The following is a 23847-nucleotide window of genomic DNA, read 5'->3' on the forward strand; positions in this document are numbered from 1 at the left end:
TGCCGCCCGCGCCGACCTCAGATATGCAGGATCACCAGCGCTGCCAGTGCCAACGGCGCCGCCACGGCAGCCATTCCGAGCAGCCCGGCACACGAGGCGAGGACGGGGTGATGCCGCTGCACCGTCAGCTGCTCCAGCCGGATGCGGGCGAAGTCCTCATGGCCGAGCGTGCCGTTCGGATGCTCGGACCGTGCGAGGGCCACCAGCGCCCGCGCCACCGGCACCCGGCCGACGGCGCGTTCGGCGCTGCGGTCCGCGAGCAGCTCGATCAGCAGGCGCACGGTCTCCAGGCCGCGGTCGCTGCGCAACCGCTGCGGCACCGCGGTGTGCCACACCGTGAAGAACTCCAGGACCAGGTCGTGGCGGTGGCGCAGATGCGCCAACTCGTGGGCGAGGACGGCGCGCAGCTCCGCCGGCGGAAGTGCCTCGATGGTGCCGCTGGTGAGCACGACCCGCCGTGAGGGCCCGGGGACGCAGTAGGCCGTCGCGGTGGGGTGGGAGAGCACGCGCACCTGCGCGGGGAGACCCTCGGCATGGACCGGTTCGTCGAGCAGGTCGACGAGCTCGCGGTGCTCACGGCGCACCTTCCGCAGCCGCCGGCCGACCACGTGTGCGCGTGCCAGCAGGCGGCCGATGAGCAACGCCGACACGAGGGCAGCGACCGCGGCGAGGGCGATGTGGTCGCGCGGAGCGGGCAGGCCGCGACCCACCCGCACGACGTACAGGACGGCCAGCGGCGCAAGCTCCAGGCCGGCGACCACCGCACCCAGCGACACTCCCTGCCACAGCCAGAGCGCGGGCCCGGGCACACCCCGCAGCGCGATCCACCGTGGAAGCAGCCGGGGTGCGGGCCAGGCGAGAGCCACTGTCAGCAACAGCAGCCACCCGAGGTACACCCCCGCATTCTGCGGCAGGCACCTCGCGATGAGCGCGCCGGCCGCGCAGGTCGCCGGCCGAACGCCCGGGAGACGACCTGCGCAGTCGGCGAGACGGGTCAGACCGGTGAGTTCTCCGGCTCGGCCAGGTGGGCGGGGTGCCGCTGCTCGTGTGGCGCGCCCGCGCCGGTGAGCTTCTCGCCCTCGACGTCGACCTTCGGCAGGATCCTGTCCAGCCACTTCGGCAGCCACCACGCGCGCTCGCCGAGCAGGAAGAGCAGCGCGGGCATGAGCGTCATGCGCACCACGAACGCGTCGAAGAAGACCGCGACCGCGAGGGCGAAACCGATCGACATGATGAACGAGACGCCCTGCAGGATGAACGCCGCGAAGACCGAGATCATGATCGCCGCCGCGGCCGCCACCACCCGGGCGCTGTTGCGGAACCCGTCGACCACGGCGTCACGCGCCGACATCCCGTGCACGTGCGCCTCCCGCATCCGGGTCACCAGGAAGACCTGGTAGTCCATCGCGAGCCCGAAGACGATGCCGATCAGGATGATCGGCATGAAGCTGACCAGTGGCGCGCCCTCGACGATCCCGAAGCGGCCCTTCTGGAAGACCTCGACGGTCGCCCCGAGCGTGGCCAGGATCGACAGCAGGAAGCCCAACGTGGCGACAAGCGGCACGAGCACCGACCGGAAGACGACCATCAGCACCAGGAACGCCAGCCCGATGACCACCGCTAGGTAGATAGGCAGCGCGCCGGTGAGCCGGTCGGACACGTCGGTCTGGATCGCCACCAGCCCGGTGACGCCGACCGTCGTACCCGTCGACTTCTCGATGCCGGACTGCCCGTCGCGCAACGCGTGCAGCAGCGACAGCGTCTTCTCGTCGTCCGCCCCCGACTTCGGGGTGATCAGCACCTGGGCGCCGGTGCCCGCCTTGTTGAGGCCGACGATCTGGGCGTTCGCGACGTCGGGCTTGGTGCCCGCCCAGGTCGCGACCTTCCCGTACGCCGTCGTACGCGCCTTGGCGCCTCCGGTCACGTTCGTGCCATCGACCACGACCAGCAGCGGCGCGGCACGACCCGGCCCGAAGGCCTCCGCCTGCAGGTCGGCGGCCTTGCGCTGGGTGGTCGACTTCGCGGCCGTGGAGTCGCTGGGCAGCGCCAGGTGCAGGCTCTTCGCGGGCACGGCGATGGCGCCGAGCACCACCACGACGAGCGCGACCACGATCGCCGGCTTGCGGCCGATCAGGCGGGCCCACCGGGTGCCGTTATTGACCGCGTGACCGTCCGCGTCGCGCGGGTCCTCGCGCTTGCGCACCTGCGCGCCGAACGCCTTGGACTTGAACATCCCGAGGACGGCGGGCAGCAGGGTGAGCGCGACCAGCACGGCGAAGAAGACGGTCTCTGCCGCGGCCAGACCCATCGCGGTGAGGAACGGGATGCCCACCACCGACAGCGCGATCAGGGCGATCAGCACCGTCAGGCCGGCGAAGACGACCGCCGTCCCCGCCTTGCCGACGGCCAACCCGACGGCGTGCGCCCGGTCGTCGGTCGTGCGCAACTCGGTGCGGTATCTGGACAGGATGAAGAGCGTGTAGTCGATGCCGACCGCGAGGCCGATCATGCTCGACAGGATCGGGGTCGTCGTGCCGACCGTGGTGAACGCGGTGGCGAGCTGCACCCCGATGGTGCCCATGATGACGCCGACGAAGGCCGACAGGATCGGCATACCGGCGGCGATGAGCGAGCCGAAGGTGATGATCAGGACGACGGCGGCGAACGCCACGCCGATCAGCTCACTGCTGCCGCCGGGATCGGGCGCGATCTGCATGCCGGCGCCGTTGACCTCAGCGGTCAGACCGGACGCACGCGCCTTCTTCAGGTCGTCGACGACCTTGTTCTGCGTCGCGGGCTTCACGTCCTGCACGGTCTTCACGTCGAACGCAAAGTCGATCGTGCCGATCCGCCCGTCCGGTGAGAGCGGCAGCAGCGCGTTCGCGTTGCGCTCGGCGACCGCCTTCGGCGTGCCCTGCTTGGCCGCTGCCGAGGTCGCCGCCTTGAACTGCGCGGCCGAGGCCGTCACCGGGTTGACCAGCTTGGTCTTGGGCATCTGCGGGACCTTCTGCAGGTCCGTGATCAGCGCGTCGACCGCATGGGAGTACTTGGCCTCCTTGAGGGTGTGCCCCTTCGGAGCACCCACCACCACCGAGACGCCGGCCTGGTTGACCGCGTCGCCGGTGCCCGGGAAGAGCTTCTGCTGCATCGACTGCGCCTTGAGCGACGGGATGCCCGGGATGGAGAAGGTGTCGACCAGCGGTTTGTGGATCGCCTGGGACAGTCCGCCCAGCCCGCCAAGCACAACCACCCAGCCGACGAGGAACAGCACCCAGTGCCGGTACGCCGTCCGGCCGAGTCGATACAGAGCGGTCGCCATCAGATGCCTTTCGTGGAAAACGTTCGGACGCACCAACGACTTCTCGCGCCCCTGCATCTCATGATGGGTCGCGGTGCGCGCTGGGCCAACCCGAGAGCGGCTCCCACGGAAGAATCGTGACGACTGTCACGCGTTCGGTGGTGCTGGCACTACCGGCGCGTACGCGACCACGCCGTTTCGCGGGTCCGGCCATGCAGCACAATCGCGTCCATGACTTCGACGACCACCCCTCGCGACACCTCCGTCCTGGACCGCGCCCGTGAGGTCGTGCTCGACCGGGGCGAGGCCCTCGGGTACGACGACATCGTCGCCGTGCTGAACACTCCCGACGAGCTGCTGCCCGACCTGCTCGCCCTGGCCCACGAGGTGCGCCTGAAGTACAACGGCGAGGAGGTCGAGGTCGAGGGCATCGTCTCCCTCAAGACCGGCGGATGCCCCGAGGACTGCCACTTCTGCAGCCAGTCGGGCCAGTTCACCTCCCCCGTGCGCTCGGTGTGGCTCAACATCCCCGAGTTGGTGCGCGCCGCCGAGCAGACCGCCGCCACCGGCGCCAGCGAGTTCTGCATCGTGGCCGCCGTCCGCGGACCCGACGCGAAGCTGATGAGCCAGATGCGCGAGGGCGTCAAGGCCATCAAGGAGGCCGTCGACATCGAGGTGGCCGCCTCACTCGGCATGCTCAGCCAGGAGCAGGTCGACGACCTCGTCGACATGGGCGTGCACCGCTACAACCACAACCTCGAGGCCGCGCGCTCCTACTTCACCAAGGTCGTCACCACGCACTCCTACGACGAGCGCTGGGACACCTGCACGATGGTCAAGGAGTCCGGCATGGAGCTGTGCTGCGGCGGCCTCGTCGGGATGGGCGAGACCGTCGAGCAGCGCGCCGAACTGGCCTCGCAGCTGGCGGAACTGGAGCCGCACGAGGTGCCGCTGAACTTCCTCAACCCGCGCCCCGGTACGCCGTTCGGCGACCTGGAGCCGATGGGCTCCTCGGATGCGCTGCGCACGATCGCGGCGTTCCGGCTCGCACTGCCGCGCACCATCCTGCGGTACGCCGGCGGCCGTGAGCTCACCCTCGGCGACCTCGGCACCCGCGACGGGCTGCTCGGCGGCATCAACGCCGTCATCGTCGGCAACTACCTGACCACCCTGGGCCGCGACCCGCGCGAGGACCTGGCGCTGCTGGACGAGCTGCAGATGCCGATCAAGGCGCTCAACGCGACGCTGTGAACCGTCCTGCCGACGCCACGGGCGCATCCGATGCTGCCGATCGCGGCGCGCCGGATGCGCCCGATCAGGGCACGCCGGCGGCGTACTGCGGGCACTGCGGCGCTCCGGACGAGGACGGTCCGCACCCGGCCTGCGAGCGCGCGCTCGAGCTGGAACCCCCGCGGTTCTGCGCGGTGTGCGCACGGCGGATGAAGGTGCAGGTGACGCCCACCGGCTGGAGCGCCGAGTGCTCCCGGCACGGCGAACGTGCCGCGCCGGGCGCCGACGTTGCTGGCAATCCCCGCTCAAACCCACGACGATGGGCCCAGCACACGACCCAAGGAGGTCCGCATGTCACAGCCGACGAACGGCGAAGGTAGGTCCGGGGAACACTCCGGCGGATACCAGCAGGGCGGAAGTCTCGGCCAAGGCTGGGAGCAGGACGAACAGTCCGACACGCCGTACGACGCGCAGAACACCGGGTGGGACGCCACGCAGGCGGTCCCGGCGGCCCCCCAGGAGGACGGCGCGCACGGCGCATCGCCGGCCCAGGGCAGCGAAGCCGCCGACGTCGCGGGCTCTGCCGACTCGGGTCCGTCGTCAGCCGGCGAGCAGGGATACGCCGCCGGTGACCAGCAGGGCTACAGCCAGCCGAGCGGCCAGGAGCCGACCGGCTACGCGCAGTCCGGCAGCTATGGCCAGCAGGGCCAGCCCGACTCCGGGTACGGCCAGCAGGGCCAGTCCGACTCCGGGTACGGCCAGCAGGGCGGCTACGGCCAGTCCAGCTACGGCCAGCAGGCACCCTCCGACGCGCAGGCCCAGCAGGGCTGGGGCCAGCAGGACCAGCAGGGCGCTTACGGGCAGCAGTCTCCGGCGTACGGTGCGAGCCAGCCGGGACAGGCGGGTCAGCAGGGCCAGACCGACCAGTCCGGCTCGAAGGGCCGCGGCTGGGGCCGTCAGAGCGGTCAGCCGCGCGACCCCAACAGCCCGCAGGCGCAGGTCAGCCAGGTCGTCGGCGGTGCCGGTGACGGCGTCGGCGCGCTCTTCAGCGACCTGCAGTTCAAGAAGTCGCTGACCGAGCGCATCGCGTCGCTGATCTTCCTGGTGACGATCGTCTGGGCGGTGCTGCACTTCCTGGCCAACACGATCTACAACTTCAGCAGCGAGAGCGTCGGCAACGGCATCTCGGTCAAGCACATGGGCACGGGCAACGCGCTGATCCACCTCCTGACCGACTTCGTGGCGCTCGTGCTGACCGTCGGGGTGACCCGGCTGCTGCTCGAGCTCGCGGTGCACGTCTCCCGGATCGCCGGGCGCACCAAGGACTGAGCACCACCTGCACCCCCGGCATCACCTCTTCGTCGAGCGGAGGGGTTCGCGCGGGAGTGGAGGGGCTTCGGCTCCTCCACTCGGCGCCGGACCCCTCCGCTCGACGTTCGAGGTCTACCGGCAGGTAGGAGCGCGCATTTCGGAACGAGCCCGGCCGGCTGATTGGATGCGGGGGTGTCCGACCCGTCGCAGCTGCTGTCCTACGACCGTGACCACCTCTGGCACCCGTACTCCTCGGTCATCGAGCCCGCGCCGACCCGCCTGGTGGAGTCCGCGAGCGGGATCCGCCTGACGCTGCGAGACACCGACGGCACCCGCCGCGAGGTCATCGACGGCATGTCCTCGTGGTGGTGCGCGATCCACGGGTACGCCGTGCCCGAGCTCGACGCGGCGGCCCAGCAGCAGCTCGGCCGGATGAGCCACGTGATGTTCGGCGGACTCACCCACGAGCCGGCGATCACCCTGGCGCGCAAGCTGATCGAGCGAGCCCCGGCATTCGACGGGCAGGCCCGGCTGGAGCACGTCTTCCTGGCCGACTCCGGCTCCGTCAGCGTCGAGGTCGCCCTGAAGATGGCGTGGCAGGCGCATCTGACCGGCGGTCGGCCCCGGCGCAAGATGTTCACCATCCGCGGCGGTTACCACGGCGACACGCTGGCCCCGATGAGCGTGTGCGACCCCGTCGGCGGCATGCACCGCCTCTTCACCGGCGTGCTCCCCGAGCAGGTCTTCGCGCCCCTGCCGCCGGCCGGGCTCGACGGTGACGACACGACCTACGACGAGTGGGAGAGCGCCACCCGCCGGCTCTACGAGGAGCACGCGCCCGACATCGCGGCGGTCGTGCTCGAGCCGGTCCTGCAGGGCGCGGGCGGCATGCGCATCTACCCACCGCGCGCGGTCCGGTTCCTGGCCGCACTGGCGCGCGACCACGGTGCGCTGGTGATCTTCGACGAGATCGCCACCGGTTTCGGCCGGCTCGGGACGATGTGGGCCGCCGACCAGGTCGAGGTCGTGCCGGACATCCTGTGCGTCGGCAAGGCGCTCACCGGCGGCTACCTCACGCTGGCCGCGGTCCTGTGCACCGCGGACGTCGCCCGGGCGGTCAGCGGCGGGGAGGCCGGTGCGCTCATGCACGGGCCGACGTTCATGGGCAACCCGCTGGCCTGCGCGATCGCGTCGGCCAGCATGGACCTGGTGACGCCGACCCGCATCGGCCGCGCCCGGCAGATCGAGGCGGAGCTGCGCGGTGCGCTGGAGCCCGCGCGGGCGCTCGCGAGCGTGCGCGACGTACGCGCCATCGGAGCCGTCGGCGTCATCCAGCTGCACTCCCCCGTCGACACCGAGGCAGTCACGCGGATCGCGCTGGAGCGGGGCGTGTGGCTGCGACCTTTCCGCGACCTGGTCTATGCGATGCCACCCCTCGTGAGCGATGCTGATGCCATCGAAACCATCGGCGGGGCGATGGTCTCCGCAGTGGAACAGGTGCATGGATGAGTACATTCGAGCAATACCTGCAGTCCCAGGCTGCGGAGCGTGATGCGGCGGGGCTGACGCGTCGGGTGGTCGCCGGTGTGGGCCACCAGGCGATCGACCTCGCAGGCAACGACTACCTGGGCCTGCGCCGCGATCCGACGGTGATCGACGCGGCGGTGGCCGCCCTGGAGTACTTCGGATCCGGAGCCGGGGCATCCCGCCTGGTGACCGGCACCTGGCCCATCCACGAGGACCTCGAGACCGCGCTGGCCGAGCACCTGCAGATGGAGTCGGCGCTCGTTTTCTCCACCGGCTACCAGGCCAACCTCGCAGCCATGACCGCGCTCGCCGACGACGACACCCTGATCGTCTCCGACGCGCACAACCACGCTTCGATCATCGACGGGGCGCGCCTGTCCCGGGCGGCCGTCGAGGTCGTCCCGCATGGTGACCTGGCGGCGTACGAACGCGCCCTGCAGGAGCGCACGCAGGCCCGCGCCGTCATCGTGATCGAGTCGATCTACTCGGTCTTCGGCGACACCTCCCCGGTGGCCGAGCTCGCCGAGATGGCCGCCCGGTACGACGCGCTCCTGGTCGTCGACGAGGCGCACGGCCTCGGGGTGGTGGGCGACCACGGCGAGGGTCGGGTCGCCTCCCTGGGGCTGGCGGGCGCTCCGCACATCGTGGTGACGGTCAGCCTGGCCAAGGCACTGTCGTCCCAGGGTGGCGCGGTGCTCGGATCGGACCTGGTGCGCAGCCACCTGATCAACACCGCGCGGGCCTTCATCTACGACACCGGCCTGGCACCGGTGTCCGCGGGCGCCGCGCTCGGGGCTCTCGACGTGCTGGTCGAGCGACCCTCCCTGGCCAAGGAGGTCCGCGAGATCATGGGCGAGCTGGCCGCGGCGTGCGGTGTCTCCACACCCGCGGGCGCCGTCCTGTCCGTCGCCATGCCCGGCCCGCGGGAGGCACTGGCGGCGGTCGACGTGTGCGCGGCGCACGGCGTGCGCATCGGCTGCTTCCGCCCGCCGTCGACGCCTGACGGCAGTTCCCGGCTGCGGCTGACCGCACACGCCGGTCTCTCGTCCAAGGACGTCGAGCACTGCGCGCGGGTGCTGCGCACGGTCTCCCGGTGAGCAGCCCCTGCCCGGTCATCTGCATCAGCGGCACCGACACCGAGATCGGCAAGACCATCGCCACCGCTGCGATCGCAGCAGCGCTGACCGGTCACGGCCAACGCGTGGTCGCGGTCAAGCCCACCCAGACCGGGCTGGCTCCCGGTGAGCCCGGGGACGCCGACGAGGTCGCCCGGCTGACCGACGTCGACGTGCGCGAGTACGTGCGTCTTCCCGAACCGCTCGCGCCCGACATCGCGGCGCGGCGTGCCGGTGTCTCCCTGCCGACCGTCGCCGAGCACGCCGCCCGGGTCGCCGACCTGACCCGCAGCGGCGAGTACGACGTGGTGCTCGTCGAGGGCGCCGGCGGACTCCTGGTGCGGCTGGACGCCGACGGCGGCACCCTCGCCGATCTCGCGACCGCGCTGGGGCGCGACGGGGTCCGCGCGGGGTTCGCGATCGTCGTACGCGCCGGCCTCGGCACCCTCAACCACACCGCGCTCACCCTCGAAGCCCTGGAGGCCCGCGGCCTGGATCTCGTCGGGCTGATCGTGGGATCCCTGTCCGAAACACCGGATCTGGCGGCCGAGACCAACCTGGACCAGCTGCGCGACCTGGCCGACGACCGGTGGATCGGCACCATCCCGGCGGGCGCCTCACGCCTGGAGCCCCGGGTATTCCGCCGCGCCGCCGCCGACTGGCTGGTGCTCTAAGAGCCACCGATCGGTGCGCTCGGCCCGGGCTGGCCCTACGGATTTAATGTGCAGCGCTCGTCATTAATGAGTAGCGCAGCACACTAACGTGCCGATCGGCTGCATAAGCCTGCCCGCACGGGGGTAAACGCAGTGGTGGCGGCGGTCAGATCGCCACCGCATCCGCACCAGCCGACAACAGAAAAGTGAAATCCCGTGTCCCAAGGAACCAACCTCCTGTCTCGATCAGCGCACGATCTCTCCCTTGCCACCTGGTTCGGAGGATCTCTGATGGGAGCTGTGGGCCTCAACGGTGCGACCGCGAAGGCCAAGGACCCCTCCGAACGGCTACGGCTGTCCACCCTCGGGTGGGCTCGCTGGACGCCGATCCAGATCGCCGCTGCCGGCGTGCACACCCTCGGCGGGCTCGGCCTGATCGCCGGCAACCGCTCGCGTGTCGCCCACGACTCCGGCGCGCAGGCGAACACGGTCGTGAAGACCGTCCTCACGGTCGCCGCGATGGGCGCGACCGGCTACTCCGGCTATCTCGGCACCAAGATCGGCAAGCACGCGCACGAGGGAGGCGCCGGCGCGACCGAACCGTCGTCGTCCGCGTCGAAGGAACTCGCCTCCGCGCAGAAGCAGCTCGCGATCGTGCAGTGGGTCATCCCTGCACTGACCGGGGTGCTCGTCGTGCTCGGAGCCCAGCAGGGCGAACAACAACGCGGCCTACGCGGCCTGCTCGATGTCTGAATTCCACTCTCACACGTAGGAGTCTGATCATGTCGATGCATCGCACCCGTTACATCACACTCGCCGGGGCGTCACTCGCCGTCGCGGCGACCTGCCTTCCCGCCACCGCCTTCGCGGCGACATCGCCGAGCACGGCCGACAAGACCTTCGTCACGGCCAACGAACAGGTCAACCTCGCCGAGATCGCCATCGGCCAGCTGGCCATGACGCATTCGTCGTCGGCCGCCGTGCGCACCCTCGCGCAGAAGACGATGTCGGATCACATGGCCGCCAAGGCCAAGCTGACGACGGTCGCCGCGAACCTCGGCCTGCCGCTGCCGAGCGCGCCGAACGCCATGCAGCAGGCCCAGGCAGCCCAGCTGAAGGGACTGACGGGGTCCTCGTTCGACCAGCTCTATCTGCGTGACCAGGTCGCCGGACACGAGACGTCGATCGCCGGGACCGACACCGAGATCAGGACCGGCTCCAGCGCAACCGTCGTGAGCTACGCGCGCGGCTACCTTCCGGTCGCGCAGATGCACCTGCGGATGGCGCAGGCAGACCTGGCGTCCTCCTCCGGCAGCGGGCCCGGCAGCGTGCAGGCCGGCTCGGGTGGGCAGGCCGCCACCAACGAGGGCACCGATCTGCGGCTGGGCTGGACCGCCGGCGCCGTCGGTCTGGCGCTGCTCGGCGGAGGCGCTGTGTACGCCGACCGCAGGAGGCGTGCGCTGCGGTGAGACCGCTGCTGACGCTCGGGGTCGGGCTGCTCGCCGCCGCGATCGGCGCCGGGGGCGTTGCGCTCTCGCAGCATCCGGCGAACACGGTCCCGCGCGATTTCGGATCGGTGGCGTCCTCGACCGGGACGCTGCCCGGTCCGGTGAGCGCGACACCGCGTCGTGCACCGGGGATCGCCCCGGTGCACGACGCGGTGCCCCCGGCTGCCCCGGTGCGGATCACGATCCCGTCGCTGCGCGTCTCCGCACCGCTGACGAAGGTGGCGCTGGACGGCGCGAACTCGCTCGTCGTACCTCGGGATCCGCACGTGGTCGGGTGGTGGCAGGCGAGCGCGCTCGCCGGGTCGCCGATGGGCACCACGGTGCTGGACGGTCATGTCGACACCGCGGCGCAGGGACCCGGCACGTTGTTCCGCCTGCAGGACCTCCGAGCGGGCGCCACGATCGTCCTACGGGCCGCGAACGGCCACGAGTACACCTATCGGGTCACGACCCGTCGGGTCCTGAAGAAGTCCGGTGGCCTCCCGGCGAGCCTGTTCAGCCCGACCGCACCGGGGACGCTGGCCGTCGTCACCTGCGGCGGACCGTTCGACCGCGCCGTCCACCACTACGTCGACAACATCGTGGTGCTTGCGAACCCGGTGAGCTGACCGCGATTGCGAACCGACCCGTCGATGCGTACGGCGGGCCGGTTCGCCGGGTCGGTAGGGTCGGTCGAGTCCGCCCGCCAGCGGTGGGCCCACCCTGCGAAGGAGCACTCCCGATGCCCGTGCGAGACGTCAACTGGCCGGTCGGCAGCCCCTGCTGGGCGGAGTGCTCCTTCGAGCCGGAGCACCGCGGCATGACCCATGCCCGCGACTTCTACGAGAAGCTCTTCGGCTGGCGTACGGAAGAAGGCGTCTCGGGCAGCGGCGGCGCCGGGAGCGCGGCCTACGTGACGTGCTTCAAGGACGAGCGCGCCGCGGCCGGGCTCTCACCGATGCTGGCCGAGGGTGAGCGCCCGTCATGGCTGACCTACCTCGCCACCGACGACATCGAGGAGGCCGCGCAGGCGGTGCAGCGGGCCGGCGGCATCGTGCACGTCCCGCCGGCCGAGGCGGGCGACCTCGGGCGGCTGGCGTTCTGCACCGACCCCACCGGCGCCTACTTCGCGCTCTGGCAGGCGGGCACCCACAAGGGCTTCAGCATCGTGGCGGAGCCCGACGCGGTCGTGTGGCACACCCTGCTGACCCGGGATCTGGCCGGGGCCAAGGCCTTCTACGGCGAGGTCTTCGGCTACACCTTCGAGGACCGCGCGCCCGACCTCAGCATCGCGAAGCTGCCAGGCGGCGCGGAGGTGGCCGGGTTCCACCAGGCCGACCAGCTGGCCGACGACGTCCCGGCCAACTGGCTGGTGCACTTCGCGGTGAGCGACCGCGACTCCTCCGCGCAGATCGCGCAGAGCCTCGGCGCGCAGGTGCTGATGACCAGCGACTCCCCGATGGGGCCCGAGGCGCTGCTGCAGGGCAAGCACGGCGAGGTCTTCACCGTCGTGCAGGTCACCGACTGACACGCGCCGTCACACTCGGCGATTCGTCGGGTACGACGGCGGGCTGAGAGGATGACCGCCATGCGTTCGCTCGCCTCCGCCACCCCGCCGATCGCCCTCGGCGCCCTCGACGGCCGGTACCGCGGAGTCGTCTCCGCACTGGTCGACCACCTCTCGGAGCCGGCGCTGAACCGGCAACGCGTGCACGTCGAGGTGGAGTGGCTGATCCACCTCACCACGGTCGGCGCCGTGCCCGGCGTCCGCGCTCTGACCGAGGCCGAGCAGGCTCAGCTGCGCGCGATCCCGCAGGACTTCGACCTCGCCGACATCGAGGAGCTCGCCGAGATCGAGCGCGAGACCGTGCACGACGTCAAGGCAGTCGAGTACTACCTCAAGCGCCGCCTGCCGGCAATCGTCGGCGAGCAGGACGCGCCCGCGCTCTCGGAGCTGATCCACTTCGCCTGCACCAGCGAGGACATCAACAACCTGTCGTACGCGCTGATGGTGCAGGGCGCGGTCACCGGCGTGTGGGCCCCGAAGGCCGCGCGCCTGGTCGAGCAGGTGGCCGACATGGCGCGCGAGCTGGCCGACGTGCCGCTGCTCGCGCACACCCACGGCCAGCCCGCCACGCCCACCACGATGGGCAAGGAGATCGCCGTCCTCGCCCACCGCCTGGGCCGGCAGCTGCGCCGCATCAAGGGCGCCGAATACCTCGGCAAGATCAACGGAGCGACCGGCACGTACGGCGCACACACCGCCGCCGTTCCCGGCACCGACTGGATCTGCATCAGCCGCGACTTCGTGGAATCGCTGGGCCTGCAGTGGAACCCGCTCACCACGCAGATCGAGAGCCACGACTGGCAGGCCGAGCTCTACGCCGACGTCGCGCGCTTCAACCGGGTGCTGCACAACCTGTGCACCGATTTCTGGACCTACATCTCGATGGGCTACTTCGCGCAGGTGCGCGGCCAGGGCACGGTCGGGTCGAGCACGATGCCGCACAAGGTCAACCCCATCCGGTTCGAGAACGCCGAGGCCAATCTCGAGGTCAGCAACGCGCTGCTCGACGTCCTTGCCGCGACCCTCGTGCAGTCGCGCCTGCAGCGCGACCTGACCGACTCCTCGATGCAGCGCAACATCGGCACGGCGTTCGGCCACTCGATGCTGGCATTGGACAACGCGGGTCGCGGCCTCGCCGGGCTCGATGCCGTCCCCGCAGCGATGGCCGCCGACCTCGACCGCAACTGGGAGGTGCTCGGCGAGGCGATCCAGTCCGCGATGCGCGCGCTGGGAGCGGCCGGCGTCGAGGGGATGGATCAGCCCTACGAGCGCCTCAAGGAACTCACCCGCGGGCGCCGGATCACCGGCGACGACCTGCGCAGGTTCGTGCGCGGGCTCGGCTTCCCGCCGGAGGTGCAGGAACGGATGCTGGCGCTGACGCCCGCGTCGTACGTCGGCCTCGCACCGCAGCTGGTCGACTTCCTCGAGCGCTGACCGCCGGGCGACCGGCACGCTCCTGCCTCGCTCGTGAGGGCCCGCTCGGCCCGAACGACCCGCCCGCGCCCTCTATGCGATACCCCCGGAGGGTACCCTGGGGGTGACAGCAGCAGCACCGCGACAGCTAGAGGATTGGTCGAGATGGCCGGCTATTCAGGCAGCAAGCAGGACTACCTCACCCGGCTGCGCCGGGTGGAGGGACAGGTCCGGGGCATCCAGCGGATGGTCCAGGAGGACACCTACTGCATCGACGTGCTCACCCAGGTCAGCGCGATCACCAAGGCGCTGCAGTCGGTGAGCCTGGGGCTGCTCGAGGACCACATCGCACACTGCGTGGTCGATGCCGCGCGGGAGTCCGAGGAGGCCGCCCACGACAAGGTCGCCGAGGCGTCGGCGGCGATCGCCCGGCTCGTGAAGAGCTGAGCGACGCGCCCGGTCAGATGGTGACGGGACCGTCAGCGGTCTCGAAGCTCACCGAGATCAGGCCGGGCGTGCCGTGCGGGGCGGCGAAGTCGAAGGTGATGCCGGGCTCCCACTCGTCGCGATCGACACCGGGCTCGCCGTTGAGTCCGAGCCAGTCGCGCACCCGCACCGGCGACCCGCCGATCTGCAGACGGGTCAGGCTGGCCCCGGTCGGACCGTCGCCGGAGGGGTGCGGCACCCCGTCGGCCCACTGGATGAAGTAGGGCACCTGGGCGTCGGAGGTGAGGCCCTTGACGCCGAGCTGCTTCCAGGACAACTCGACCCCGTCGGGACGGTGCCGGTTGCCGGGCGCCGCGGCGCGGCCGACCAGTCCCTCGGCGATGCCGATGTCGTTGACCCGCACGACCCAGGCGAGCCATCCGCCCCCCGCCTCGGAGCACGCGCGCACGGCCTGGCCGAAGGGCGCCTTGTCCGATGCGGGGTGGTCGAGCACCTCCACGACCTCGACGAACCGGTCGTTCTTGAGAGGAATGATCATGTTGCGGGTGCCGAACCGAGGGTGGATCCCACCGTCGTTGGGTTCGACTCCGAGAAGGGCCCCGACCCGCTTCGCGGTGGAGATCAATCCGTCTGCAGCGGCGGCGTACACCACATGGTCGACTCGCATGCTGAGCATCGTGCCACCCGCTGCCAGGTGGCTCCAAGCTGGGTGTGGGATAGCGGCTCCGGCGCTCTCAGCGGGGGGTGTGCGGGGCGGCCTAGCGGCGCTGGCGGACGGCCTCGTACAGCAGGATCGCCGCAGAGGTGGCGACGTTGAGGGAGTTGGCCGTGCCGGACATCGGGATGGCGACCCGCTCGTCGGCTGCGTCGAGCACCGAGCCGGTCAGGCCCTCCTTCTCGGTGCCGACGGCGATCGCGACGGCGCCGGTGAGATCGACGTCGGTGTACGACGTGCGGGTGTCGGGGGTGGCCGCGACCAGCCGCACGCCGCGGGCGCGCAGCCACGCCAGCGTCTCCGCGGTGGGCGCCGTCGCCACGGGCACCGCGAAGACGGTGCCCTTCGAGGCGCGTACGACGTTGGGGTTGCCCCAGTCGGTCACCGGGTCGGCCGAGACGACGGCGTCCACGCCGGCGGCGTCGGCCGTGCGCAGCATGGCGCCGAGATTGCCCGGCTTCTCGACACCCTCTGCGAGCAGGATCAGCGAATCATCTTCGGTCGCAACGTCGTCCAGCGCGGTCCCAGCGAGTGCGGCGACGGCCACGATGCCGTCCGCGCCCTCGCGGTAGGCGATCTTCTCGAACGCCGCGCGGTTCAGCCGGGCGATCTGCGCTCCGCGCTCGCCGGACTCCCGCACGAGCTGCGCCACCTCGGCGCCGGCGGACGCGAGCTCGGGGCAGTACAGCAGCTGACGCGGCACCACCCCGGCGTCGACCGCGAGCCGCAACTCGTCGTACCCCTCGATCAGCGTGAGGCCGAGCTCGTCGCGCCGCCGCCGCTTGCGCAGTGCGACGACGTCCTTGAGCCGCGGGTTGGACGGCGAGGTGATCAGGAGTTCGGACACGACGACGACCCTACGGTCGTCACGGGACCGGCCGCGCCACCTGCCGCGAACGGGGGTCGACCGCCCCGTCCGTCTGGGATCGGCGCACACGGACTCGTGATCGGTTTCGGCCGCCTGGTCCTCATCCCGCTGACGACGACTGCCGGCCGGCTCGTCCTTCACCGGCTCTGACCGCGGGCCGTGCATGGCGGCTCCGACCGCGCGACTCCCGGAGCGGGACGGCATCGAGGCCGCCCAGCACCTCGGTCTGGCCGCGGTGTGCCGATGCCGTCGCCAGCGGAGCCTCCAGCAGATCGGTGAAGACCAGCTCCGCCGCCCCCAGCAGGGTCGCGTCCTCGCCCAGTCCCCCGAGGCACACACGCGCCGGTTCACCGGGTGCTCTGGCCATCAACGTGTCGAGGGAGGACTGCAGATCCTCCTGCCGCTCGTCCAGGAGCCGGCTGAGGGAGCCTCCGATGACGATGAGCTGCGGATTGACCAGGTGGGAGATGCTCGCCAGCCCGACGGCCAACCACTGGCACACGTCGTCGATCGCGGTCTGGGCGAAGACGTTGCCGTCATCGGCATCCTTCATGACCTCGCCGATGCCGAATGCCGACGTCTGACCGGAGAGGCCGGCACGGGCGAAGAGCGCACGCTCACCGACGACCTGCTCGAAACACCCCTGGTTGCCGCAGTAGCACAGCGGCCCTCCCGGCTGTACGACGATGTGGCCGATCTCGCCTGCCAGGCCGTGCGCGCCGAGGAGCGGCACACCGTCGACGAGAAATCCCGCCCCGACACCCACCCGTGCGATGAGGTAGGCGACATCGTCGACGTCGCGCGCGACCCCACGCAGGTGTTCGGCCACGACCCCGAGGTTGGCGTCGTTGCCCAGATGGATCGGGATGTCGTCGCCGAATGCGACCTGCAGCATCCCCACCAGGTCGACGTCGTCCCAGTGCAGGTTGGGGGCTGCCAGGATCCGCGAGTCGCGCCGTCGTACCGTCCCCGGCACGCTCACCCCGACGCCGATCAGCCAGCTCTGCCCGGGGATGCTGTCGGCCAGGGCACCCACGCCCGCGACCACCTCCGCGACGATCTCCTCCGGCGCGATGACGTCGGCCAGATCGATGGAGTGCCGTGCCAGCACCCGCCCGCCGAGGGCGACCGCCGCCACCGTGAGGTGACTCACGGCGACGTCGACCGCCACGGCGTACGGGCCGTCGGTGCGCGGTCCGACGATCGGTGAGGGCCGACCCGCCGTGCCGCGTGCGGCGGGTGCGTACTCCGACACCAGCCCCAGCTCCTCGAGCTGCGCGACCAGCACCTTGATCGTGCTGCGGTTGAACCCCGTCACGCGCGTCAGCTCGGCGCGCGACAGACGCCCGCGGCGGTGGATCTCGGACAGGACGATGCGCAGGTTGTGACTTCGGATGGACTGGTGGCCGGATGAGATCTGTCGTGCCATCACTCCTCCCCCCGCCAGGAGGTCACAGGCCGGAGGAACCCGCCCGACGACGGGACAGAGCGTCGACGGCGGCGGCCAACATGAGCACCACTCCGGTCACGATGTACTGCACGGCCGCACTGTTCGTGCCCTTCACGAGGTTGGACATGCCGTTGTAGATGACCTCGACGACGGCACCACCGACGATGGCGTCGATCATGCGTCCCTTGCCGCCGAAGAGGCTCGTGCCACCGATCACGGCCGCACCCACCGCCAACAGCAGGGTGTTGCCGCCGTAGTTCGCGACACTCACCGACTGCACGTTCGAGCCGATCATGATGCCGCCGATGGCGGCCATGGCCGAACACAGGACGAACACCGAGATGCGGATCCGGTCCACGGGGATACCGGCCCGTCGGGCGGCCTCCTCGTTACCACCGACGGCGTACACGTGACGGCCGTACCGGGTGCGGCTCAGCACGAACGTCCACACCACGAAGAACGCGATGATGATCGGGACGACCCACGGGACTCCGGAGAGCTCCTGCGCGGCCACCTTGACGAGCTTGCCGTCGACCGTCTTGAAGCCGGCCGCCTGGTTGATCGACCGGTTCTGGTTGAGCGCGTAGACAGCGAGGAACGTGCCGACCGCGATCGCACCGACCTTGAAGGCGATGACCGCGATGGGCTCGGTGTTGAGACCCTGGCGGCGTCGACCGTTCTGGGCGAGGAACTTGACCGCGGCGTACCCACCCACGATGAGGACCGCGAGCAGCCAGCCCGCCCAGATCGGCATCTGATTACCGTCGAAACCGTTGACCACCGAGTCGGTGATCGTGATGTCGCCCTTCTGACCCTTGCCGTTGTTGGCGATGTAGAGCGCCACACCCTGGAACGCCAGGAAGAACGCGAGGGTGACGACGAACGACGGGATGCGCACCTTGGCGCGCAGGAAGCCGATCAGGAGACCGATGATGACGCCGGTGATGATCGCGGCGCCGATGGAGACCGGCCAGGGCGCGTGGTACCCCACCATGAGGCGCACCATCACCGTGGCGCAGACGCCCGCGGCGAAGCCGGCGGACAGGTCGATCTCACCGAGCAGCAGGACGAAGACCAGACCCATCGCGATGAAGATGGGTCCTGCGCCCTCCGTCAGCATGTTGCCGAGGTTGAAGAGCCCCTTGAACGTCGGCTGCAGGATGCTGAAGACGATGACGAGCAGGACGAGCCCGGTGACGGCGGGCAGGGAGCCCATCTCGCCGCCGCGCAGCCGTTGCACGTAGTTGGTGACGTACGCCGACACGCTGTTGCCGGTCGGCACCGTCGTGGCCACAGCCTCCAGCGAGCCGGCCTTCGGCGCGGCGACGTTCCGGCTGGCGCCGGTCGTACCTTCTGCGCCCTTGCTGCCCTCGGTGCCGTCGGTGCCGTTCGCGTCGGTGTCCACCGAGGCAGGGGGCTTGTTGATGTCGTTCATTCTGCGACTCCCGTGGTCATCGCCGGCACGCCAGCGGTCTTGCCGGTGGTGATGAGTTCGACCAGCTGCGTCTGGTTGACCTGGGAGCGCTCGACCATCGCGGCCATCTTGCCCAGGTACAGCGTGGCGATCCGGTCGGAGACCTCCAGCACGTCGAGCATGTTGTGCGAGATCAGGACCACGGCCAGGCCACGGTCCGCCAGCCGGCGCACCAGTGCGAGGACCTGCGCCGTCTGCGCGACGCCCAGCGCCGCGGTCGGCTCGTCGAGCACGACGAGCTTGGAGTTCCAGAGCACCGCCTTGGCGATGGCGACCGTCTGGCGCTGGCCACCGGAGAGGCTGGAGACCCGCTGGCGCACCGACTTCACCGTGCGCACCGACAGCGACGCGAGCGTCTCCTCAGCGGCGTGCTCCATGGAGTTCTCGTCCAGGACCGCCTTCTGCACCCGTTCACGACCCAGGAACATGTTCTGCACGATGTCCAGGTTGTCGCACAGCGCCAGGTCCTGGTAGACGATCTCGATCCCGAGCGCCGACGCGTCACGGGGGGTGTGGATGTTGGTCGACGCACCGTCGAAGGAGTACTCGCCGGAATCGATGGTGTAGGTGCCACTGATGCACTTCACCAACGTGGACTTGCCGGCTCCGTTGTCGCCGACCAGAGCCGTGACCTCACCCGCGCGGGCCTCGAAGTCGACGTCCTGGAGGACGTGCACCGGACCGAAGCTTTTGTTGACACTGCGCAATTGCAGTAGTGGCTGATCGGGCACTGCGGCGTTACCTCCGGTTCGATGGGTGCCGGGCGGCTGCCGAAGGGGCACGACCCGGTTGCGTCCGCCTCCGGGCCGGCCGGCGAGATGCCGACCGGCCCGGACGCTGGACCTTCAGTGCGCCAGTCCGCAGGAGCTACTGGCGCGGGGCGTCACTTGACGCCGTTGGAGGTGCACATGGCGGCGAAGCTGCCGGTGCACACGGTGTTCTTCGGAACGTAGCCGTCGTTGATCGGACGCGCGACGTTCGCCTTGGTGATCACGATCGGCGTCGCCAGGATCGACGGCACCTTCGCCTTGGTGGACGGGTCCTCGACGGTCGCCGTGGTGGACGGGACCTTGCCGGTCACCAGCTGCGCGATCGCGTTGATGGCCGGACCGGCCTCCTCGGTGGTCGGCTTGTAGATGGTGAAGCACTGCGAACCGTCCATGACGCGCTGCAGACCGGCCGCCGAAGCGTCCTGCCCGGAGACGGCGACCTGGCCGCTCAGGTGGGAGTTCTTCAGGTCCGTGATGACGGCGCCGGCCATCGTGTCGTTGGCGACCATGACGGCCTTGATGCCCGGGTGGGCTGCGAGCATGGTGCTGAACTCACGACCCGCGGTCGGGGCGTCCCAGTTGCCGTCCTGCTCGGCGACCTTGGTCCAGCCCTTGGTCTTGCCGAGGACGCTCTCGTATCCCTGGCGGAACAGCGTGGCGTTGTTGTCCGTCGACGCACCGTCGATCTGGGCGTACTGCACGGAGCTCTTGCCCTTGACCTGCGAGCACTGCGTGAGGGCCGTGCCCTGCGCGACACCGACCTTGACGTTGTCGAAGGAGATGTAGAGCGACGCGCCGCCACCGGGGGTGAGCCGGTCGTAGTCGACCGTCAGGACGCCGTTCTTCTTGGCCTGCTGCTCGATCGCCGCGCCGGAGGCCGGGTCGAGGTTGACGATCATCAGGACCTTGACCTTGTTCGCCAGCATGCCGTTGGCGATGGTCTTCATCGTCGCGGCGGAGCCGTTGGCGTTCTGGATGTCGCAGTTCAGGTTGTCGGCCTTGCAGTCCGCCTTCAACGCCGTGGGATCGGCGGTGATCCAGCGCGGCGAGGAGGTGGTGTCCGGCAGGATGATGCCGACCTTGGCCCCCTTGCCGTCGAACGTGCCGCCGCCACCAGCTGCCGAGCTGGAGGAACCCGAGGACGACGACGAGCTCGACGAGCTCGACGAGCTCGTGCCGGCAGCGCTGGAGCTGCTGCCGCCGCCCTTGCTCGAGCTGCCACAGCCGGTGAGAGCCATGGTCCCCACAGCCCCTGCGGCGATGAGGATGTTCATGCCTTTGCGCATAGATCCCGCCCTTTCGCGGTTGTCTGAACGCGCCGGCCGCTCCGGTCGACACGCTGATGTAACGCCGCACAACATATGGCCGTAGTGTCGGCACTGGAAGCATCCCCGCGGAAGCGTGACCGACCTGTGACCTGCGCCACAGATCGCCCTCGTTGTGCAACGGTGGGTAGCGACGTCGTACACCGTCGCCACCTCGCCCGAACGCTGTGTTCAGTGGCTGAAAACAAGCTGTGGGCGCGATCCGCCAGTGAACTTTCGCGGCGCGGCGACCCGGGTCTGACGCCCCGGATCGAACGCCAGGACGAACCGGACCGAACTGCATCCGCACACCGACGCATGGGAGTTATGTATGGCACTCATCCCTACCCGCGAGGACAAGTTCAGCTTCGGGCTGTGGACCGTGGGGTGGCAGGCCCGCGATCTCTTCGGTGAAGCCACCCGGCCGGTGCTCGCCGGAGTCGAGGCGGTCCACAAACTCACCGAGCTGGGCGCGTACGGCATCACCTTCCACGACGACGACCTGATCCCGCCGGGCAGCTCGACCGCCGAGCGGGACCGCATCGTCGCCGAGTTCAAGCAGGCCCTCGCCGACACCGGCATGGTCGTCCCGATGGCGACCACGAACCTCTTCGGCGACCCGATCTTCAAGGACGGCGGCTTCACCAGCAACGACCGTTCGGTGCGCCGCTACGCGCTGCGCAAGGTGATGCGCAACATGGATCTGGCTGCGGAACTGGGCGCCGAGATCTACGTGTTCTGGGGTGGCCGGGAGGGATCTGAGGTCGACTTCGCCAAGGACGTCCGCTCCGCCCTGGACCGCTACCGCGAGGGCATCGACCTGCTCGCTCAGTACTCCATCGACAAGGGGTACGGGATGCGGTTCGCCATCGAACCCAAGCCCAACGAGCCCCGCGGCGACATCCTGCTCCCCACGATCGGACACGCGCTGGCGTTCATCTCCCAGCTCGAACACGCCGACATGGTCGGGATCAACCCCGAGACCGGCCACGAGCAGATGGCCAGCCTCAACTACACCCATGGGATCGCGCAGGCGCTGTGGCAGGACAAGCTCTTCCACATCGACCTCAACGGTCAGAAGGGTCCGCGCTACGACCAGGACATGGTCTTCGGGTACGGCGACCTGCTGCAGGCGTTCTCCACCGTGGATCTGCTCGAGAACGGCGCGCCAGGCGGCAGCCCGACGTACAACGGTGACCGCCACTTCGATTACAAGCCGCTGCGCACCGAGGACATGGACGGCGTCTGGGAGTCGGCGCTGGCCAACATGGAGCTCTATCTGGAGCTGCGCGAGCGGTCCAAGGCGTTCCGGGCCAGCCCGAAGGTCCAGGAAGCCCTGGCGGCGTCCGAGGTTGCCGAGCTCGCTCAGCCGACGCTGAACAAGGACGAGACCTGGGAGATGCTCGTGGGCGACGACGCCTCGTACGAGGGCTTCGACCGCGACGCCGCGGCCACCCGGGGCTACGGCTTCGCACGTATCCAGCGGCTGGCCGTGGAGCACCTGCTCGGCGTCTCCTCGGACTGACCCCCGACCCACGTCCATCCCCGTCACGGCGCGACCTGTGGGGTCGCGCGATCCGGTGGTGGACGTGGGTGCCGGTCGCTAGATTGCCAGCATGACGGTGCTACCCGTTTTCGACTTCCCGCAGTTCGTGGCCGCCTTCGACGCGAAGCGGCGCGAGCGTGGCCTGGACTGGTACCAGTTCGCCGGGGAGCTGTGGGAGCAGTCCTCTGACCTGAACGCCGAGCGGGAGGACGACCATCCCCTCTGCGGTGGCGCGGTGTCCCGGCTGGGCGCGCGGGGCGAGACCTCCTGCCAGTACGCGCTGTTCATGCTGCGCTGGCTCGACGAGGCTCCCGAGACGTTCCTGACCGGCCCGGTCGTGGACGTCGGTGACACCCACCTGCCCGAGCCGGGCCCGGACCGCAGACTGCGGTGGGACCTGCCCCGGATGCACACGGCGTTGAACGACGCGCGCCGTGAGCAGGGACTGACGGCGGCACAGCTGGCGGAGCAGATCGGATGCACCCCCGCCCGGCTGACCAACCTGCGGTCCGCTCATCAGGCCGACATGGCACTGGTGATGCGCGTGACGCAGTGGTTGGGCAGACCGGCCGCGGCGTTCGTCCACTCCGCCCGGTGGTGAACGGACGATCCCGGGGCCGATCAACGCAGTGATCGGCCCCGGGATCGGTCAGTGGCGGGTCAGCGACCCGCGTGGGCGCGAATGCACAACTGCAGCAACGTCTGACGCGCCATGGCTGCCTCACCCACGGCGTTCGGGTGCACCGGGAAGGCGTTGACCGGACCGACCGCCGGCTCGATCCACCGCTTGCTCTCGGGCTGGCACGCGTCATGGCCGGTGGAACTCGGCGCCATGTCGATGAAGCGCGATCCGGTCTTCAACGCTGCGCGCCGTACGACGCTGTTCAGCACGTTCTCCTCGTGGTGCAGCCACGGCACGTCACCCAGCGAGATCGGCATCGCCGGGTAGCAGGCCAGCGAGCCGGTCGCGGGCAGGATCTCGGGGTATCCGACGATCGCGACGGTCGCGTGCGGAGCCCTCTCGTGCACCGCACGCAGCGCGGCCACCAGGTGCGGGTAGGTCTGGTTGACGATCTCGTCGGTGAACGTGGATCCGTACTTCTTCTGGCAGGGGTTGCCCGTGATGTCCGTGGATGAGATGGCGGCACAACCGAAGAACGAGTCGACGAACACGTCCTCGTCGTTGCCGCCGATGGTCATGGTCACCAGGCGGGTCTTGTTCGTGACCGCGTCGAGCTGCGGGGCGACGCCGGCCGACTGGGAGGAGTAGAAGTCCGAGGTCTTCGCGCCGCTGCACGTGACGTCGGTGAACGAGGTCGGCTTCGTGACCGCAGCGATGTCATGGGCGTAGTTCAGGGTCGAGCGGCTGCAGACGGGCGGCGATCCCACCACGGACGGCTGGACGCCGGCCGCCGAGGAGTAGCTGTCGCCGAGCGCGACGTACGGGGAGGTCTTGACTGCGTCATGGTGGGGGTGCCCCCATGCCGGGGCTGCCGACGCGGAGGCGGGTCCGGCGGCTACGACTCCCATCGCGGCGGCGAACATGGTGGCGGTGAGGACACTGGTGGTGCGACGCATGAAGATCTCCGATGACCGTCTGAGAAATCGTTCCTGACCGCGTGCCCCGGGCCAGTAGGCGCTCGAGACGCCCGCATCGCAACGTAGCAAGCAC

At 70.0% G+C, this 23847-nt stretch carries 22 protein-coding genes; 13 read left to right on the forward strand and 9 right to left on the reverse strand.

The genetic code is table 11. The features are described 5' to 3' along the window. Positions 1-17 precede the first annotated feature (17 nt). Together JOB34_RS01335 and JOB34_RS01340 are read right to left on the reverse strand one after the other, a co-directional pair. The gene (locus JOB34_RS01335; protein WP_208051033.1) at positions 18-896 is read right to left on the reverse strand and encodes a M56 family metallopeptidase; all 879 of its coding nucleotides are present in this window, start codon (positions 894-896) and stop codon (positions 18-20) included. A gap of 98 nt (positions 897-994) precedes the next feature. Further along, positions 995-3319, reverse strand: coding sequence for an MMPL family transporter (locus JOB34_RS01340; RefSeq protein WP_208051034.1), 2325 nt, complete (start codon positions 3317-3319; stop codon positions 995-997). Between the two features lie 210 nt (positions 3320-3529). Here JOB34_RS01340 and bioB point away from each other — a divergent pair, with 210 nt between their 5' ends. The 11 genes from bioB to JOB34_RS01395 all read left to right on the forward strand — a co-directional run bounded on the left by bioB (position 3530) and on the right by JOB34_RS01395 (position 14048). After that, on the forward strand, positions 3530-4549 hold the full coding sequence (gene bioB, locus JOB34_RS01345) for a biotin synthase BioB (protein ID WP_208051035.1): 1020 nt from the start codon (positions 3530-3532) through the stop codon (positions 4547-4549). Positions 4550-4879: 330 nt separating this feature from the next. After that, the gene (locus JOB34_RS01350; RefSeq protein ID WP_208051036.1) at positions 4880-5857 is read left to right on the forward strand and encodes a DUF4282 domain-containing protein; all 978 of its coding nucleotides are present in this window, start codon (positions 4880-4882) and stop codon (positions 5855-5857) included. A gap of 174 nt (positions 5858-6031) precedes the next feature. Next, positions 6032-7348 (forward strand): adenosylmethionine--8-amino-7-oxononanoate transaminase, encoded by a 1317-nt coding sequence (locus JOB34_RS01355; RefSeq protein ID WP_208051037.1) that lies wholly within the window; start codon positions 6032-6034, stop codon positions 7346-7348. Continuing rightward, positions 7345-8463: an 8-amino-7-oxononanoate synthase gene (locus JOB34_RS01360; RefSeq protein ID WP_208051038.1), complete on the forward strand. Its 1119-nt coding sequence runs from the start codon at positions 7345-7347 to the stop codon at positions 8461-8463. Before JOB34_RS01355 ends, JOB34_RS01360 begins: the two co-directional genes overlap by 4 nt. Continuing rightward, positions 8460-9155: a dethiobiotin synthase gene (gene bioD / locus JOB34_RS01365; RefSeq protein WP_208051039.1), complete on the forward strand. Its 696-nt coding sequence runs from the start codon at positions 8460-8462 to the stop codon at positions 9153-9155. The genes JOB34_RS01360 and bioD overlap by 4 nt, the downstream gene beginning before the upstream one ends. A gap of 270 nt (positions 9156-9425) precedes the next feature. Then, positions 9426-9887, forward strand: coding sequence for a hypothetical protein (locus JOB34_RS01370; RefSeq protein WP_243757453.1), 462 nt, complete (start codon positions 9426-9428; stop codon positions 9885-9887). A gap of 29 nt (positions 9888-9916) precedes the next feature. Beyond that, positions 9917-10603, forward strand: a complete 687-nt coding sequence (locus JOB34_RS01375) for a DUF4142 domain-containing protein (protein ID WP_208051041.1) — start codon at positions 9917-9919, stop codon at positions 10601-10603. Beyond that, positions 10600-11250 (forward strand): class F sortase, encoded by a 651-nt coding sequence (locus tag JOB34_RS01380; protein WP_208051042.1) that lies wholly within the window; start codon positions 10600-10602, stop codon positions 11248-11250. Before JOB34_RS01375 ends, JOB34_RS01380 begins: the two co-directional genes overlap by 4 nt. Positions 11251-11363: 113 nt before the next feature. After that, on the forward strand, positions 11364-12149 hold the full coding sequence (locus JOB34_RS01385) for a VOC family protein (protein WP_208051043.1): 786 nt from the start codon (positions 11364-11366) through the stop codon (positions 12147-12149). Positions 12150-12209: 60 nt separating this feature from the next. Continuing rightward, on the forward strand, positions 12210-13622 hold the full coding sequence (purB, locus tag JOB34_RS01390) for an adenylosuccinate lyase (protein ID WP_208051044.1): 1413 nt from the start codon (positions 12210-12212) through the stop codon (positions 13620-13622). Positions 13623-13766: 144 nt separating this feature from the next. Beyond that, positions 13767-14048 (forward strand): metal-sensitive transcriptional regulator, encoded by a 282-nt coding sequence (locus tag JOB34_RS01395; protein WP_208051045.1) that lies wholly within the window; start codon positions 13767-13769, stop codon positions 14046-14048. Between the two features lie 13 nt (positions 14049-14061). Here JOB34_RS01395 and JOB34_RS01400 read toward each other — a convergent pair whose 3' ends face one another. The 6 genes from JOB34_RS01400 to JOB34_RS01425 form a co-directional block, all read right to left on the reverse strand. After that, entirely contained in the window at positions 14062-14715 is a 654-nt protein-coding gene (locus JOB34_RS01400; protein ID WP_208051046.1) for a VOC family protein, read from the reverse strand. A gap of 91 nt (positions 14716-14806) precedes the next feature. Further along, a complete protein-coding gene (locus tag JOB34_RS01405; protein WP_347813681.1) occupies positions 14807-15610 on the reverse strand; it encodes an RNA methyltransferase in 804 nt (267 codons plus the stop codon). Between the two features lie 121 nt (positions 15611-15731). Then, positions 15732-17060 (reverse strand): ROK family transcriptional regulator, encoded by a 1329-nt coding sequence (locus tag JOB34_RS01410; RefSeq protein ID WP_208051048.1) that lies wholly within the window; start codon positions 17058-17060, stop codon positions 15732-15734. Positions 17061-17082: 22 nt separating this feature from the next. Beyond that, a complete protein-coding gene (locus JOB34_RS01415; RefSeq protein ID WP_208051049.1) occupies positions 17083-18516 on the reverse strand; it encodes an ABC transporter permease in 1434 nt (477 codons plus the stop codon). Beyond that, entirely contained in the window at positions 18513-19232 is a 720-nt protein-coding gene (locus JOB34_RS01420; protein ID WP_233764634.1) for an ATP-binding cassette domain-containing protein, read from the reverse strand. Before JOB34_RS01420 ends, JOB34_RS01415 begins: the two co-directional genes overlap by 4 nt. A gap of 206 nt (positions 19233-19438) precedes the next feature. Further along, positions 19439-20599 carry a substrate-binding domain-containing protein gene (locus tag JOB34_RS01425; protein WP_208051051.1) on the reverse strand — a complete coding sequence of 387 codons (1161 nt, stop codon included), beginning with the start codon at positions 20597-20599 and terminating at the stop codon, positions 19439-19441. 361 nt (positions 20600-20960) lie between these two features. Here JOB34_RS01425 and xylA point away from each other — a divergent pair, with 361 nt between their 5' ends. Both xylA and JOB34_RS01435 read left to right on the forward strand, forming a co-directional pair. After that, positions 20961-22154 carry a xylose isomerase gene (gene xylA / locus JOB34_RS01430; protein WP_208051052.1) on the forward strand — a complete coding sequence of 398 codons (1194 nt, stop codon included), beginning with the start codon at positions 20961-20963 and terminating at the stop codon, positions 22152-22154. Between the two features lie 91 nt (positions 22155-22245). Continuing rightward, a complete protein-coding gene (locus JOB34_RS01435) occupies positions 22246-22776 on the forward strand; it encodes a helix-turn-helix transcriptional regulator (protein WP_208051053.1) in 531 nt (176 codons plus the stop codon). Positions 22777-22835: 59 nt separating this feature from the next. Here the strand turns inward: JOB34_RS01435 and JOB34_RS01440 are convergent, their stop codons facing one another. After that, on the reverse strand, positions 22836-23753 hold the full coding sequence (locus JOB34_RS01440) for an SGNH/GDSL hydrolase family protein (RefSeq protein WP_208051054.1): 918 nt from the start codon (positions 23751-23753) through the stop codon (positions 22836-22838). Positions 23754-23847 lie beyond the last annotated feature (94 nt).

The organism is Allobranchiibius sp. GilTou38 (assembly GCF_017565325.1).
GTDB classification, from domain to species: Bacteria; Actinomycetota; Actinomycetes; order Actinomycetales; family Dermatophilaceae; genus Allobranchiibius; species Allobranchiibius huperziae.